At 64.8% G+C, this 15425-nt stretch carries 14 protein-coding genes; 9 read left to right on the top strand and 5 right to left on the bottom strand.

What is annotated here, in order from left to right:
• Positions 1-402: 402 nt before the first annotated feature.
• A complete protein-coding gene (locus tag EYV96_RS05270) occupies positions 403-1593 on the bottom strand; it encodes a cation:proton antiporter (protein ID WP_131150415.1) in 1191 nt (396 codons plus the stop codon).
• A 69-nt stretch (positions 1594-1662) separates the two neighbouring features.
• Positions 1663-3045: an MFS transporter gene (locus EYV96_RS05265; protein WP_425478728.1), complete on the bottom strand. Its 1383-nt coding sequence runs from the start codon at positions 3043-3045 to the stop codon at positions 1663-1665.
• Positions 3046-3411: 366 nt separating this feature from the next.
• Here EYV96_RS05265 and rnk point away from each other — a divergent pair, with 366 nt between their 5' ends.
• The 5 genes from rnk to gloA2 all read left to right on the top strand — a co-directional run bounded on the left by rnk (position 3412) and on the right by gloA2 (position 7948).
• Entirely contained in the window at positions 3412-3822 is a 411-nt protein-coding gene (gene rnk, locus EYV96_RS05260; RefSeq protein ID WP_131150413.1) for a nucleoside diphosphate kinase regulator, read from the top strand.
• Positions 3823-3910: 88 nt separating this feature from the next.
• Positions 3911-6304: an NAD-dependent DNA ligase LigA gene (gene ligA, locus EYV96_RS05255; RefSeq protein WP_131150412.1), complete on the top strand. Its 2394-nt coding sequence runs from the start codon at positions 3911-3913 to the stop codon at positions 6302-6304.
• A 2-nt stretch (positions 6305-6306) separates the two neighbouring features.
• Positions 6307-7281 (top strand): EF-P lysine aminoacylase EpmA, encoded by a 975-nt coding sequence (gene epmA / locus EYV96_RS05250; protein ID WP_240732426.1) that lies wholly within the window; start codon positions 6307-6309, stop codon positions 7279-7281.
• 91 nt (positions 7282-7372) lie between these two features.
• Positions 7373-7540 carry a LiaI-LiaF-like domain-containing protein gene (locus EYV96_RS18730; protein WP_165488600.1) on the top strand — a complete coding sequence of 56 codons (168 nt, stop codon included), beginning with the start codon at positions 7373-7375 and terminating at the stop codon, positions 7538-7540.
• A gap of 12 nt (positions 7541-7552) precedes the next feature.
• On the top strand, positions 7553-7948 hold the full coding sequence (gene gloA2, locus EYV96_RS05245; protein WP_131150411.1) for an SMU1112c/YaeR family gloxylase I-like metalloprotein: 396 nt from the start codon (positions 7553-7555) through the stop codon (positions 7946-7948).
• A gap of 37 nt (positions 7949-7985) precedes the next feature.
• Here gloA2 and aqpZ read toward each other — a convergent pair whose 3' ends face one another.
• The gene (gene aqpZ / locus EYV96_RS05240) at positions 7986-8684 is read right to left on the bottom strand and encodes an aquaporin Z (RefSeq protein WP_205746094.1); all 699 of its coding nucleotides are present in this window, start codon (positions 8682-8684) and stop codon (positions 7986-7988) included.
• Between the two features lie 244 nt (positions 8685-8928).
• Between aqpZ and EYV96_RS05235 the strand changes: the two genes are divergently transcribed.
• Complete coding sequence (locus EYV96_RS05235) at positions 8929-10233, top strand: MFS transporter (RefSeq protein ID WP_131150410.1); 1305 nt, start codon at positions 8929-8931, stop codon at positions 10231-10233.
• On the opposite strand, the gene EYV96_RS05230 is transcribed toward EYV96_RS05235, so the two are convergent.
• Complete coding sequence (locus tag EYV96_RS05230) at positions 10230-10916, bottom strand: DUF2461 domain-containing protein (RefSeq protein WP_131150409.1); 687 nt, start codon at positions 10914-10916, stop codon at positions 10230-10232. The genes EYV96_RS05235 and EYV96_RS05230 overlap by 4 nt on opposite strands.
• A gap of 12 nt (positions 10917-10928) precedes the next feature.
• A complete protein-coding gene (gene sbcB / locus EYV96_RS05225) occupies positions 10929-12380 on the bottom strand; it encodes an exodeoxyribonuclease I (protein ID WP_131150408.1) in 1452 nt (483 codons plus the stop codon).
• Positions 12381-12470: 90 nt separating this feature from the next.
• Between sbcB and orn the strand changes: the two genes are divergently transcribed.
• Genes orn through glmM form a run of 3 tightly spaced genes read left to right on the top strand, consistent with a single transcriptional unit; the run spans position 12471 to position 15365 of the window.
• Positions 12471-13031, top strand: a complete 561-nt coding sequence (gene orn / locus EYV96_RS05220) for an oligoribonuclease (RefSeq protein WP_131150407.1) — start codon at positions 12471-12473, stop codon at positions 13029-13031.
• Between the two features lie 39 nt (positions 13032-13070).
• Positions 13071-13979 carry a dihydropteroate synthase gene (gene folP, locus EYV96_RS05215; protein WP_131150406.1) on the top strand — a complete coding sequence of 303 codons (909 nt, stop codon included), beginning with the start codon at positions 13071-13073 and terminating at the stop codon, positions 13977-13979.
• Positions 13980-14021: 42 nt separating this feature from the next.
• Complete coding sequence (gene glmM / locus EYV96_RS05210; protein WP_131150405.1) at positions 14022-15365, top strand: phosphoglucosamine mutase; 1344 nt, start codon at positions 14022-14024, stop codon at positions 15363-15365.
• Positions 15366-15425: the final 60 nt, after the last annotated feature.

The following is a 15425-nucleotide window of genomic DNA, read 5'->3' as shown; positions in this document are numbered from 1 at the left end:
GCGCTACGGAGTGGCGCTCGACAGAACGCATGCGCCCATGCGTCGAAGACGCACAAGGGACGCGCGTAACAGGCCCGATGTATCAGGCTTGTTACATGCTTGCCGAAACTCTCCCCACCTGGTGTCGCAGCCCGATGGCATGGGCCGGCATCGTTCGTCGGCAGGTGATGCAAGGCAGGGGATCCTGCCGTCCTGGCGGACAGTGCGGTGCCGGTAGATCCAGAATCACCAACGTCGCGGCAGCCGTTATCGGCTGCTTACCCCAGCGATGACGGTACGTTCAGTACCCCATCGCGCGAACACCCCGGCCGCGGAGTGTCGTGTAGCTCACGTGAAAAATGTGTGGAACTTGCGCCGAAAAGCGTAGCTATTCGCGGCGACAGTCTGGCGTAAGCCGAAGGCTCATGCTTCCTTGCGGGCAGGCTCGGGCCAGCGGCGCAGCAGCCACGCAAGAACCGGCGGCGTCACCATGGCGGTAAGCAGCGACATCGCCACGATGATCGCGTACATGCGATCGCTGAAGACGCCTGCTGCGAGGCCCAGGCTGGCGATGACCACGCCTACTTCGCCACGCGGCACCATGCCGAATCCGACAATGGTGGCGCTGCGCCTGCCAAGGGCCATCGAACCCAGGAAGCCACCGACCAGCTTCGACACGATGGCGATGAGCGTCACCACGCCAAGCGCCATCAGTGCGCTCGCATTACCCAGCTGGCCCAGGTCGATCTTGCTGCCGGTGATCACGAAGAAGAACGGCGTGAGCAGGGCGAGCAGGGGCTGTACTTGTTTTTCCAGCGTGTGCTGCTGACGGGTTTCCGAGGCGATCATGCCGGCGAGGAAGGCACCGATGATGGCCGCCAGGCCAAACAGGGTGGAGACGTAGGCCAGGCCCAGGCATAGCGCGAGCACGATGGCGAGGGCCGAGTGCTGGCTGTGCGGCTTGTCCAGCCAGCCCGAATTCCAGCGCATCACGCGCGAGCCGCCCCAGCCGATCACGGCAATGAAGGCGACGGCGCTGCCCATGACGGTCAGCAGGTGAACCGGATTGACACCCTGGCCGCCCTGCAGCGATACCACGACGCCCAGCAGCAACATCGCGAGAATGTCATCGATGACCGCGGCACCGAGAATCACCTTGCTCTCGGTACGCTGCAGCGCGTTGAGCTCCTGCAACACGCGCGCCGTAATGCCAGCTGACGTTGCAACGAACGCCGCCGCGACGAACAGCGACTTGCCCCAGTCGAAGCCACTCGCGTGCGCCCACGTGCCGCCCATGGCGAAAGGCACGATGACGCCGAGCACGCCGACGAGGAACGCCACCTTGCCGACGCGCTTGAGATCTTCCAGCCGCGTTTCCAGGCCCACGGCAAACAACAGCAGCACCACACCGATTTCCGCGAGCACATCGAGAGGCGTACCGACGGCGATCTGATCGGGCGTAATCCAGCCAAGCACGGAGGGGCCGACGATGCAGCCCGCGGCAATCTCACCGACAACGCCAGGAAGCTTCAGGCGTTGCGCGATCTCGCCACCGATCTGGGCGGCGACGAAAACGATGAACAAGGTGAGCAGAATATCGCTGGCGTGGTGCATGCGGGTCCCGGTGAGCGCGGTATCCTTGCATGCTACATCCTCGATCCGGCAAATGCTGCCGGATGCGGCTTACGCCCTCGCGCGTTTGGGATGATCCCGAGACAGCCGGCTGAACACCCAGCTCGCCGTGGCCGTCACGATGCCCAGCAGGACGACTGTCCAGCGGAACGACACGACATAGTCTTCGTGGGCGTGGCCCTGCAGCAGCGCTTCCATCAGCAATGAAGCCAGCGCAATGCCGAAGCTCATCGACAGATATTGCGCGGTCGACGCCATGGACGACGCCATCGAGGCGTACTTCACGTCGAGGTCGTTGTAGATGAGCGTGTTCATGGCGGTGTACTGCAGGCCCATGAAGCCGCCATACGTAAATACCATCAATGCGATGAGCCACATCGGCGATCCGCGGCCGAGCAGCCCGAATGAGCACAGCAGAACCGCGACGATCAGCGTGTTGGTCAACAGGAAGCGTCGATAACCCATGCTCACCAGCAGGCGATTGATCACCCATTTCGCCGCGATCGAACCCAGCGCCTGCGGCACCATCATCAGACCGGCCATCGTAGGCGACCAGCCGCACCCCACCTGCAGGAACAGCACCAGCAGCAGGAACATGCCCGACACGCCCAGGCGCGTGAACAAGTTGCCCGCCAATGCGACCCACACGCTGCGCACGCGCAGGAGGTTCAGATCGGCCACCGGGTGATCGGTGCGGCGGCTGTGCCACACGTAGATGCTGCCGAACACCAGCGCCAGCACGCCGCTGATGGCGATATTGAGCCATTTGCCGCCACCACCGCTGGCCACTTCCGACGCGGTGAGCAGCATCGCCGACGCGGCGGCGAACAGAAGGAAGCCCACCAGGTCGAAACGATGCGGATCGTCGAGCCGGTAATCGGGCATCTCGCGGCGATTCATCCACATGCCGATCAGGCCCACGGGCACGTTGATCAGGAAGATCAGTCGCCAGGAGGTGTACTGCGCCAGGATGCCACCGAGCAGTGGACCGAGGACCGAGCCGAGGAGGCCGACCGTAGCCACCGTGCTCATCGATCGCACGAAGTCGCGCTTGTCGATGCTGCGCACCAGGACGTAGCGGCCCACGGGCATGAGCGCTGCGCCGCCAAGGCCTTGCAGCACGCGCGCGGCCACGAGCTGGGGCAAGGTCTGCGACATGCCGCACAGCAGCGAGCCCACGGTGAACACGCCGATAGCCACGGCAAAGACGCGCCGGGTGCCGAAGCGGTCGCACACCCATGGGCTGGCGGGAATGAAAATCGCGAGGGTCAGCACGTAGCTGGTCAGCGCAATTCGCATGCCCAATGGCGTGACATCCAGCGCTTCGGCCATCGCCGGCACAGCGGTGTTGACGATGGTCGAATCCAGCGCCTGCATGAAAAAGGCGGCAGCCACCAGCCAGATCAGTCCGCGGTGCTGGTGGTGCGAAGGCATGCGCTCGGGCGTGTCCGTGGGCGCGTCCTGGCCGGGAAGTTCGGAAGCCGGGGGCACTTCCGTAGCGACAATGTGCTGGGGCATGGCCGCACATGTTACTGGTTTCGACCCTGCGAAACGCTGAAACATCTGTCATTTGACATGGATGTTGCGGGTATCGCAGCGAACGGGTGATGGCTGCGGGGGACGCGAACGCCCCGCAAGCCCTTGCTTTTCGCGTTCCACGCCCCCAAAGTCCTCAACACGGGCCTGCAGGTCCGCGATCGCGCGAGCGATCCGCCCAACATCGCCGCGCCGGGGTCCTCGCCCCGGCGCGAATTTTTTGTGTAGATGGCGCCGGGCGGCGCCACCGGACAGGACACCGCTATGAGCAGCAAGCCATCCATCACTGTTTCCCGCCTGGATCTCGAGCGCATCGAGGCCTTGCTCGAGCGCATGACCCCGGCACAGGCAGAAACGTACGCGCCGCTGGTGGCCGAGCTCGTTCGCGCGGAAGTGGTGGAGCCGGCGCAGATGCCGCCGAATGTCGTCACCATGAATTCGCGCGTGACGTTCCTCGACGAATCCGATGGCGAGCAGCTGAGCCTGACCCTTGTCTACCCGACGAATGCCGGTGCCACGGGTACGGTGTCGATCCTTGCTCCCGTGGGCAGCGCCTTGCTGGGCCTGGCGGTGGGCCAGCAGATCGCATGGCCCACGCCGGACGGTCGCAGCCGCACGCTCAAGGTGCTGGGCATCGAGTACCAGCCGGAAGCCGCCGGCGACCTGCACCGCTGAGAAACACGTCGGGCAGGGAGGCTCTTCACAATCGTGCGATAGGTCATCCGCGGCGAAGAGCCTACACTGCGCGCCACGAGGAGCCCGCATGAGCCAACGCACCGTACCCGCCGACATCCAGGCACGCGCCGCCGATCTGCGCGAGCGCATCGAGCAGGCCAACCACCAGTACCACGTACTCGACGATCCCACGATCACGGACGCCGAGTACGACCGCCTGATGCGTGACCTGGAATCGCTGGAAGCCGAGCATCCCGAGCTGCAGACGCCCGATTCGCCGACGCGCAAGGTCGGCGCCCGGGCCAGCGGCGGCTTCAACGAAGTGCGCCATGCCATCCCCATGCTTTCGCTCAACAACGCTTTCGGGACCGAAGGCGAATCCGAGCAGGAGCGTTTCCGCGAAGTGGCCGAATTCGAGCGCCGCATCGAGCAGACGCTGGATCGTCGCGAACCCGTGTTTTCGGTCGAGCCCAAGCTCGATGGCCTGGCGATCAGCCTGCGCTACGAAGACGGCGTCTTCGTACAGGGCGCGACCCGCGGCGATGGCGAAACTGGCGAAGACGTAACGGCCAACCTCCGCACGGTACGCGCTATTCCACTGCGCCTGCGCGGCAAGGACTGGCCGCGCGTGCTCGAAGTGCGTGGCGAAGTGATCATGCTGCGCAAGGATTTCGAGGCCTTCAACGACTACGCACGCAAGCACGACGAAAAAACGCTGGCCAATCCGCGCAATGGTGCGGCCGGCTCGCTGCGTCAGCTTGATCCTGCCATCACCGCTAGGCGGAAGCTGAGTTTCTTCGCCTACGCCGTCGGCGTGGTGGAAGGCGCGAGCCTGCCGTCGACGCATTCGGCCACGTTGCAGAAACTGCGCGACTGGGGTTTCCCCGTATCGCCGGAAGTGGGCACGGCGAAGGGCTTCAAGGGCCTGATCGCGTACTACCACCGCATCGGCGAGAAGCGCGACGCGCTGCCGTACGACATCGACGGTGTCGTCTACAAGCTGGACGACTACGCCGGCCAGCAGGAAATGGGTTTTGTCTCGCGCGCGCCGCGCTGGGCCATTGCGCACAAATTCCCGGCACAGGAACAGACCACCACCGTCGAAGCCATCGAAATCCAGATCGGTCGCACGGGCGCTGCCACGCCGGTGGCGCGACTCGCGCCGGTACAGGTGGCTGGCGTGACGGTGACCAATGCCACGCTGCACAACGCCGACCAGGTTGCACGGCTCGACGTGCGCGTGGGCGACACCGTGATTGTCCGGCGCGCGGGCGACGTCATTCCCGAAGTGGTGCGCGTGATAGCGGAGCAACGGCCCGCGCACACCAAGGCCTGGCACATGCCGTCGCATTGCCCGGTGTGCGGCTCCGAGCTGCTGCGCGAGGAAGGGCAGGCGGCATGGCGTTGTTCCGGTGGCTTGATTTGCCCGGCGCAGCGCAAGGAGGCCCTGATCCATTTCGCGGGACGTCGCGCGATGGACATCGAGGGTCTTGGCGAGCGATTCGTCGATGCCCTGGTGGATTTCGGGTACGTGCATACGCCTGCCGATCTGTACAAGCTCACCCTCGACGATTTCCTCGAGATGAAGCGTCGCGCTGATGAGCGCGATGGCAGCACGCCCGAAACCGTCAAGCAGGGCAAGGTCGCGACCAAGTGGGCCGAGAATCTGATCGAGGCGATCCAAGCAAGCAAGCGCACGACGCTGCCGCGCTTCCTGTTTGGCCTGGGCATCATGCATATCGGCGAAAGCACGGCCAAGACGCTGGCCGCCTGGCTGGGCCGCCTTGAGTTCGTGCGCACGACGCCGGAAATGGTGCTGCGCGTGCTGCCTGACATCGGCGGTGAAGTCGCGCAGTCGATCGATGGGTTCTTCGAACAGGAAGGGAACCAGAAGGTAGTCGATGCCTTGCTTGCTTCGGGCATCACGTTTACCGACGAAGCCGATCCTTCACCGAGGCTGCGTCAGAAGCTCGGCCTTGACGTGCTCCTTGATATGGCGAACGTCCCGAAGCTGGGTCCCAAGAGCACAAAGCAGCTGGCATCGCATTTCGGCGATCTGAAGTCGCTGCAGGACGCTGGCGAGGCGAAGTGGATCACCGCAGGCATGCCCAGTGCGGCGGCCAGCAATCTCAAGGCGTTCCTTGCCGATCCCAAAGCGTCGGCGCCCCTTCATGAAGCCGAAGCGGCCATGCAGCGCCTGGTCGATGCGATCCCGCAAACAGCGAAGGCGCAGACGGCACCACTCGACGGTCAGACCTATGTGCTCACCGGCACCTTGACGTCACTTGGTCGCGATGCGGCAACGGAACGGCTGGAAGCATTGGGCGCCAAGGTCTCCGGTTCAGTGTCGAAGAAGACGAGCGTCGTCGTCGCTGGCGAAGCGGCGGGTTCAAAGCTCGACAAGGCGAAAGAGCTGGGCATCCCCGTATGGGATGAGGGCCAGCTCCTGGCCCTTCTCGCCGAACACGAGGGTGGGGCGTGAAGCTGGTCTCGCAAGCGCCACCCCTGCGGCCTGGCCTGGCCTCGCTGGCGCTGCGTGCGCGCCTTTACGCGCTCATTCGCAGCTTCTTCGCCGCGCGTGCGGTGCTCGAAGTCGAGACACCGATCATGTCCGCCGCCGGTAACACCGATCCCAACATCGAAAGTTTCCAGGTCCGGTTCAGTGGCCATGTCGATGCCGGTGCGCGCGAGCGCTGGTTGCGCACCTCGCCGGAGTACCCGCTCAAGCGTTTGCTCGCCGAGGGCGTGGGCGATTGTTACGAGCTCGGCCGTGTCTTTCGCAATGGCGAGGCCGGCGGCCGCCACAATCCCGAGTTCACGATGCTCGAGTGGTACCGCGTCGGCTGGGACCATCGCAAGCTGATGGAAGAAACCGTCGGCCTGGTCGAAGCGGCGATGGCCCTGGTGGGTCAGCGCGTCGAGGTGGTCGTGGAGAGCTATCGCCAGCTGTTCCTCGATGAGCTCGGCATCGACCCGATGCACGACAGCGAAGCCAAGCTGCGGGAACCCCTGGCGCCATTCAATATCGATCCGCAGGGCCTGCATCGCGACGATTGGCTCGACCTGCTCATCACGCATTTGCTGCAGCCGGGATTTCCGTCGGACCGCATCACCGTGATTCACGATTACCCCGCCAGTCAGTGCGCGCTCGCACGGATTCGCCCCGGCGAGCCGCCGATGGCCGAGCGCTTCGAGCTGTATCTGGGCAAGTACGAACTGGCCAACGGGTATCACGAACTCAACGATGCAAACGAGCAGCGCGCGCGATTCGAACGCGACAACGCGGTGCGGAGTGCGCGTGGGATCCAGGAAGTGCCGGTCGACCAGCGTCTGCTGGCCGTGCTCGACGCCATGCCCGATTGCGCGGGCGTCGCCCTGGGTGTGGAGCGCCTGCTGATGTGCATGGCCGGCACCGACGCCATCGCCGATGTGCTGGCCTATCCGTTCGCCGAGGCGTAACTGAACAGGGTGGCGACGCGCCTGCCTGCAAGATTGACGACTGGCGCCCGAACTCCCACAGTGGCGCCCGTCCACCTACAGCGAGACTGCAATGAAACCGAGCGTTCCCGGCATCATCCTGATCGTGATCGGCGTGCTGTTCCTGCTGCGAAATCTTGGCTTTGACCTGCACCTGGGTCAGTTGTTCGCCACGTGGTGGCCCGTGGTGCTGATCGCGCTGGGCATTGGCATGTTCTTTCGCGGCAGCGCCCGCAGCTGACGATTCGCTGGCATGAGCGAGCCCCTGCTTGCTGCGATTCATCATGTGGCGCTGATCTGTTCCGACTATCAGCGTTCGCGCCATTTCTATAGCGAGGTGCTGGGCCTGCGCATCGTGCGCGAGGTCTATCGCGAGGCGCGGCAATCCTGGAAGTGCGATCTGGAGATCAGCCCCGGCGTGCAGCTGGAGCTGTTTTCCTTTCCCTCGCCGCCGCCGCGCCCATCGCGACCGGAAGCGCAGGGCCTTCGCCATCTGGCTTTCGCCGTGCCAGATGTCGACGCGGCAGTGCGCAGCCTGAACGCGCGCGGCGTCGAATGCGAGCCGATTCGCATCGACGAGTACACCGGTCGACGCTTCACGTTCTTTGCCGATCCGGACGATCTGCCCATCGAACTCTACGAAGCCTGATGGATGCACCCGGCGAGCCGGGTGCATCGCGATCACGTCAGTCCCGCGTTTCCAGCAGGTGGCGATAGATCAACCCGCCAATGGCACCGCCAATCAACGGCACCAGCCAGAACACCCACAACTGCCCGATCGCCCAGCTTCCCTGGAACAGGGCTACGCCGGTGCTGCGCGCCGGATTGACCGAGGTGTTCGTTACCGGGATCGAGATCAGATGGATCAGCGTCAGCGTCAGGCCGATCGCCAGCGGGGCGAAACCGGCCGGCGCCCGCTTGTCCGTTGCGCCATGGATGACGATCAGGAAGAGCGCCGTGAGCACCAGTTCCGCCACGATGGCGGCATGCAGCGAATAGCCGCCCGGTGAATGGTCGCCATAACCGTTGGAAGCGAAGCCCGCGCTGGCATCGAAGCCGGCCTTGCCGCTGGCAATGACGTAAAGCACCGCGCCCGCCGCGATACCGCCAATCACCTGGGCCACGATATACGGGATGACATCTTTGGCCGGGAAGCGCCCGCCCGCGCAGAGGCCAACAGTAACGGCCGGGTTGAAATGGCCGCCGGAAATATGGCCGACCGCGTAGGCCATGGTGACCACGGTAAGGCCGAAGGCGAGGGCGACGCCCGCGAAGCCAATGCCCAGGTCAGGGAAGGCCGCAGCCAGCACCGCGCTGCCGCAACCACCGAAAACCAACCAGAACGTGCCGAACAATTCAGCCGTGAAACGCTTGCCCATGCTCATGAACAGGTCTCCTTGCGTTGCGGGAAGAGAAGCGTGAACGTCTAACCCCTGATGGCGCACAGCTCGCCGCTGGCGTCCGGCCAGCGTGGGCGTAGCCTAGCAAAGGCCTTTGTGGAAGGGATGTGGCGGCGCGGCAGCGGGCCGGGTGGCCGGAACATGAAAAATCGCTCATCGGCGGGCGTGCGCCTGGAGGCGTTGGCAGTGCTATGTTTCGACCTTCGCCACGATCAAGCCAGCCCGGTCCATGACGCAAGTTGCTCCTGCCGTTCCGCCGCTCGGCGCCGCACCGCTGTCCCGCAATGACATTCGTACGCTGTTTCTGGCGGCCCTCGGTGGAGCGCTGGAGTTCTACGACTTCGTGGTGTTTGTCTTCTTCGCGCTGCCGCTGAGCGAGTTGTTCTTTCCGAAGGACACACCGGCCTGGCTTGCCACGATGCAGGTATACGGCATTTTTGCAGCGGGTTATCTGGCGCGTCCCCTTGGTGGCATCGTGATGGCGCACTTCGGCGATCGCCTTGGGCGCAAGCGCATGTTCGCGCTCAGCGTGTTCCTGATGGCATTGCCCACCCTGGCGATAGGTCTCTTGCCCATCTATGCCCAGGTTGGCCTGTTGGCGCCGATGCTCCTGTTGTTCCTGCGCATCGTGCAGGGCGTGGCGATTGGCGGCGAAGTGCCGGGTGCCTGGGTATTCGTGGCCGAACATGCGCCGCGCGGCAAGGTGGGTTTCGCCTGCGCCAGTCTGACCTCGGGTCTTACCGTGGGCATCCTGATCGGCTCGCTGTCGGCCGCCTGGATCAATCATCACCTGACGCACGATGAGATCCTCGCCTGGGGTTGGCGCCTGCCGTTCCTGCTTGGCGGCGTATTTGGCTTCGTTGCCGTGTGGCTGCGTCGCTGGCTGAGCGAAACGCCGGTATTCACGGCGCTGCGCGAACGCAAGGAGCTCAGTCGCGGGTTGCCTCTGCGCACCGTGTTTGCCGAACATCGCAGCGGCGTGGTGGTTTCGATGCTCGTAACCTGGATGCTGACGGCCGCCATCCTGGTGTTGATCCTGGTGTTGCCGAACATGGTGCAGAAGCAATTCGGCATATCGGCCGATGCCGCCTTCCTTGGCAACAGCCTTGCGGCGTTGTGCCTGTGCGTGGGCTGCCTGGCCTACGGCTTGCTGGTTGACCGTATCGGTGACCGTCTTGCGTTGCTCGTCGGTGCGGTCGCGCTGACGATCGGTACCTATCTGCTGTTCTTTGACCTGGCGGCCGGCGGTGCACGGTTCCTGTGGCTGTATCCGCTGGTCGGCTTCCTGGTTGGCGCGGTTGGCGTCGTGCCTACCGTGATGGTGAAGGCATTTCCGGCGCCGGTGCGGTTTTCGGGGCTCTCGTTTGGATACAACGTGGCCTATGCTCTGTTCGGTGCCACGACGGCCCTTGTGATTGAAACGCTGGCCCAGTGGCTGGGGCGCATGGCCCCTGCACACTACGTGGCGTTCACGGCGCTGGTCGCCGTCGTCGTCGCGATCTGGCTGATGCGCAAGCCGGAGCCTGAGTCCTAGAACTCAAGCTCCATCGCCGCGCACAGGTAATCGTTCATGGGGGCGAGGCGCTTGTAGGTATCGACCACCCAGGGCAGCAGCTCGGCGGAGCAGGCGAGCTTCTCGTCGAAGTTTTCGCCAGCCGCGAAATCCTTGCGCTTGATGTCCTCGATCAGCTCATGGCTGGCGTCGTAACCGCGCGGTGGACGGCTCAGGGTTTCGCCCCAGAACGTGAAGTGATCGCGGAACGTCTTGCTCTGCGTCGCCCGCTTCCATGCCGCGGGATTGTCGTGCAGAAACTCGCGGATCTTCTTCAGCGCGTCTGATTCGGGATGCCACATGCCGCCGCCCGCAAAACAATCGCCGGGCTGGATATGGATGTAGAACGACGGTGCGGGAATTTCATGCCGACGCTCGTGGAAGAATCGCGCGCCTTGCCACGGCTTGTACGGCAGCTTGTTGTTGGAGAAGCGCGTGTCGCGATAGATGCGGAACAGTGAGCCGCCGTTCTTGCGCGGGTCGGCGCGGTAGTGCGCGCTGATCTTCGACAACGGTGCCTGCATATCGGTGATGAATTGCAGGGACGGGTCGCGCACGTCGCGCTCGTACTGTGCCTTGTGTTCCTGGAACCACTCGCGGCTGTTGTTGCGATCGAGTGCGCGCAGGAAACGAAACGTAGCGGGCGAAAAGTAACTTTGGGCCATGGTGGGTTGGTGTCAGGCAGGCAGTGAGATGAATTCGGCGCCAAGCTCGTCGCCCCAGGCGAGGAGCTGGTCGAGGAGGTCGATTTTCGACGGATCGCTGGCGTGCTCCTGGCGGAGTTGAGTGATGCGCTCGCGATACTCCGGCAGGGTCAGGCCGGTCAGTGGCGTGTGCTCGAACAGGCGGGCCCGGCGGAACGCGTGCCAGCGCGCCTGTTCGTCGGCGGAGAGCGTGTGCGGCCAGTTGCGCGCGCGATATCGGAACAACAGCTCCGGGTAGCGCGGATCGCGGAAGGGCATCGGACGCGCGGCGAGCTGTTCGGGCGGGGTGCCGCGGACGTCGGCCAGGAGGCGTTTGTCGGCATCGGGCAGAAAGCTGCCGTAGATCGCCAGTTCGGGATCGGCGGCGGGCGGCAGGTCGCTGGCACGCTCGAATACGCGCCGCAGCTTGGCCGGCAAGCCTTCCGCAGCGGCCAGCGCATTCCTGCGCTCCATGGCCAGTTCCACGTCCAGTTGCAGGCGGCCCAGGTCGGCGCCCTTCAGCACGGATAGCGGTGCCAGGGCGGGGGATTTGTTGGCCCGGATGGTGCGCAGGGGAATGCGCTCGACGCCTTCCGGCAGGTCGTCCCGAGACGTGAATACGCGCTCGGCAATGCCGTCCTCGTCCAGGGCGAGCAAGGGCGCCGGATCGACGCCGAGGTCATAGACGATGACCTCGCCCGCGCGGCTCGGATGAGGCGCGATGGGCAACACGATGGCGATGCAATGGCGACTGGCCGGATAGCGTGACGACACGTGCACGACCGGCGTCATGTTCACCACGTCCAGCAGCTCGAACACCTTCTGCTTGCGCCGCAGCGCGAAGTGCCAGTCCCACAGGCGCGGCTGGCGAACGCGGATCAGGCGTGCCAGATCGATCAGGGCATGCACGTCGGAAAGCGCGTCGTGCGCGCGTTCCTGCGTGAGCTGGTTCGCGCTCGCAAGGTGCTCCAGCTTGAAGCTGGGCGTGCCGTCTTCACGCATGGGCCAATGGATGCCTTCCGGGCGCAGGGCCTGGCACATGCGCACCAGGTCGATCAGGTCCCAGCGCGAATTGCCGTTCTCCCATTCGCGCCCGTAGGGGTCGAAGAAATTGCGGTACAGCATCTGGCGGGTGATTTCATCGTCGAAGCGCAGCGAGTTGTAGCCCACGCCGCAGGTGCCCGGGGCACCCAGCTGCTCGTGCACGCGCGCGGCAAAATCCGCTTCGATCAGGCCTTCACGCTCGGCCCGCTGGGGCGTAATGCCCGTGATCAGGCAGGCTTCCGGGTGGGGCGGCATCTCGCGGGGCGGCTTGCCGTAGAACATCACGGGCTCGCCGATGATCTGCAGGTCCATGTCGGTACGGATGCCCGCGAACTGCAGGGGGCGGTCGCGCCAGGGGTCAGCGCCGCTGGTTTCGTAGTCGTGCCAGAAGAAAGTCTGCATGGGCCTGATGATCGCACGACAAACGGACTATGACGCCCGTCGGCCTCATGTAAGGGGCGCTGCTGCTAGACTCCGCCGCCAGGAGGGCGCATGAGCCAAGCGAACGACGACAATCTAATCTGGATCGACCTGGAAATGACCGGTCTGGATACCGACAACGATTCCGTTCTCGAAATCGCCACCATCGTGACCGACAAGGATCTGAACATCCTGGCCGAAGGCCCCGTGTTCGCCATCCGGCACACGCTGGAGCAGCTTGAAGCGATGGACGCATGGAATCGCAACCAGCACCGCAAGTCCGGCCTGTGGGATCAGGTGCTGGCCTCGACCGACGATCACGCGATCGCCGAGCAGGCCACGCTGGAATTCCTCAAGCAGTGGGTAGGACCGGGCAAGTCGCCGATGTGCGGCAATTCGATCTGCCAGGATCGCCGCTTCCTGCATCGCCAGATGTCGCGCCTGGAGCGCTTCTTCCATTACCGCAACCTCGACGTATCGACGCTCAAGGAGCTGTCGCGCCGATGGTCGCCGAGCATCGGCAAGGGTTTCAGCAAGGAATCGGCGCATACGGCGCTGTCCGACATTCGCGACTCGATCGACGAATTGCGCTATTACCGCCAGTACATGGGCGCCCTCGGCGGCGCTGGTTGAGCTCGCTTCGGCACGCTCGTTACAACAAGGGAATCCGGCATGTCCGTCGATCTGTTCGCGCCCGTTCTTGACTGCGCCGGCCGTCCGCTCCGCCTCGATCGCGCGCGTGTAGTCGGCATCGTCAATGTCACGCCTGACTCCTTCTCCGACGGCGGCAGCCACGCCACCACCGAAGCGGCCGTGGCCCACGGCCTGAAGCTGGCGGAGGAGGGCGCGGACATGCTCGACGTTGGTGGCGAGTCGACCCGGCCCGGCGCCGCGGATGTGTCGGTCGAGGATGAGTTGCGCCGCGTCATCCCGGTCATTGAACAGCTGGCCGCGCGCACGACGCTGCCCATTGCCGTGGACACGTCCAAGCCCGAAGTCATGCGCGCTGCCGTGGCCGCGGGCGCGGGCATGATCAACGACGTCTATGCGCTGCGCCGCGAAGGCGCGCTCGATGCCGTGGCGGAACTTCGCGTGGCCGTGTGCCTCATGCACATGCAGGGTGAGCCGCGCAGCATGCAGGACGAGCCTCATTACGACGACGTGGTAGGCGACGTGCATCGCTTCCTCACCGATCGCCTGTTTGCCTGCGAACTGGCGGGTATCGACAAGCGGCAGGTGATGGTCGACCCGGGCTTCGGCTTCGGCAAGAACCTCGAACACAACCTCGCGCTGCTGCGCGCGACCGAACGCTTCGCGAATCTTGGCAGCGGCGTGTATATCGGTCTCTCGCGCAAATCAATGATCGGCGAGATCACCGGGCGCAAGGCGCCGCAGGATCGCGCCGCCGGCTCGGTGGCTGCGGCGATGATTGCGGTGCAACGCGGCGCACGCATCGTGCGTGTACACGATGTGGCCGCCACCGTAGATGCGTTGGCCGTATGGCAAGCCGTGGCGAAAGGCGATGCGGCACCGCGCCGCGACGACCGTCCCGCCATGCCGCGCTGGCCCGACGACGAATAAGACAGCCCGCGCATTGGCGCGGCTCGAAAAGGACGTATCAAGATGACGGCACGCAAGTACTTCGGCACGGATGGCATTCGCGGTCCCGTCGGTCAATGGCCGATCAGCGCGGATTTCATGCTGCGACTCGGCCGCGCTGCCGGTGTGGCACTCGCGCGGGAAGGCAAGCGCCCGAAGGTGCTGATCGGCAAGGACACCCGCGTGTCAGGCTACATGTTCGAATCCGCGCTTGAAGCGGGCCTCGTGGCCGCGGGCGTCGACGTCGGGCTGCTCGGCCCCATGCCGACCCCGGCCGTGGCCTTCCTCACGCGCTCGCTGCGCGCGCAGGCCGGCATCGTCATCAGCGCCTCGCATAACCCGCACCAGGACAACGGCATCAAGTTCTTCTCGGCCTCGGGCGAAAAGCTGTCCGACGAGCTGGAGCACGCGATCGAGATCGAGCTCGATGCGGAATTCACCACCGTCTCCTCGGAAAAACTCGGCAAGGCCATCCGAATCGACGATGCGGTGACGCGCTACACCGAATTCTGCAAGGCCACCGTCGACGAGCATTTCAGCCTCAACGGCGCGCGCATCGTGCTCGACTGCGCGAACGGCGCCACGTATCAGGTGGCGCCCAAGGTATTCCGTGAGTTGGGTGCCGAGGTGATCGCCATCGGCGACAAGCCCGATGGCTTCAACATCAACCGCAACGTCGGTTCCACCCATCCGCAGGCGCTGCGCGAAGCGGTGCTGGAGCATCGCGCGGACCTGGGTATTGCCTTCGACGGCGATGGCGATCGCGTGCAGATGGTCGACCGCAACGGCGAGATCGCCGACGGCGACGACCTGATGTACGTCATCGCGCTCAGCTGGCTGGAGCAGGGGCGCCTCACCGGTCCCGTCGTCGGCACCCTGATGAGCAACTACGGCCTGCAGAAGGTGCTGGGCGAGCTGGGCGTGGAGTTCATCCGCGCCAATGTCGGCGACCGCTACGTCATGCAGCAGCTCAAGCAGTTCGGCGGCCTGCTCGGCGGTGAGACGTCCGGCCACATCCTGTGCCTGGATCGCGCCACCACCGGCGACGGCATCGTGTCGGCCCTGGCCGTGATGGAGGCGCTCAACGGCCGGGATCTGGCCGACGCCCGCAAGGGCCTTCACAAAATGCCCCAGCTGATGATCAACGTCCGGGCCGACGGTGCCCGGGAATCCCTGCAAAGCGACGAAGTGAAACAGGCCCTGGCCCACGCCGAAAAGACCCTCGAAGGCCGTGGCCGCGTGGTGTTGCGGGCCTCCGGCACCGAGCCCCTGGTGCGCGTGACGGTGGAGGCGGCCGACGAGGCCGAAGTGCGGCACGTGGCAGAAACCCTGGCAGACGTCGTAAAATCCGTCGCCGAACGCTCGTGAACCGGTAGAAGAGGCTTCTACCCAGGTCGCCATGGAATGGCCCGACGTGCCCGCCCCTGC

The sequence above is a fragment of the Dyella terrae genome, from assembly GCF_004322705.1.
GTDB lineage: Bacteria > Pseudomonadota > Gammaproteobacteria > Xanthomonadales > Rhodanobacteraceae > Dyella_D > Dyella_D terrae.
This window is presented reverse-complemented; position numbering and strand designations above follow the sequence as displayed.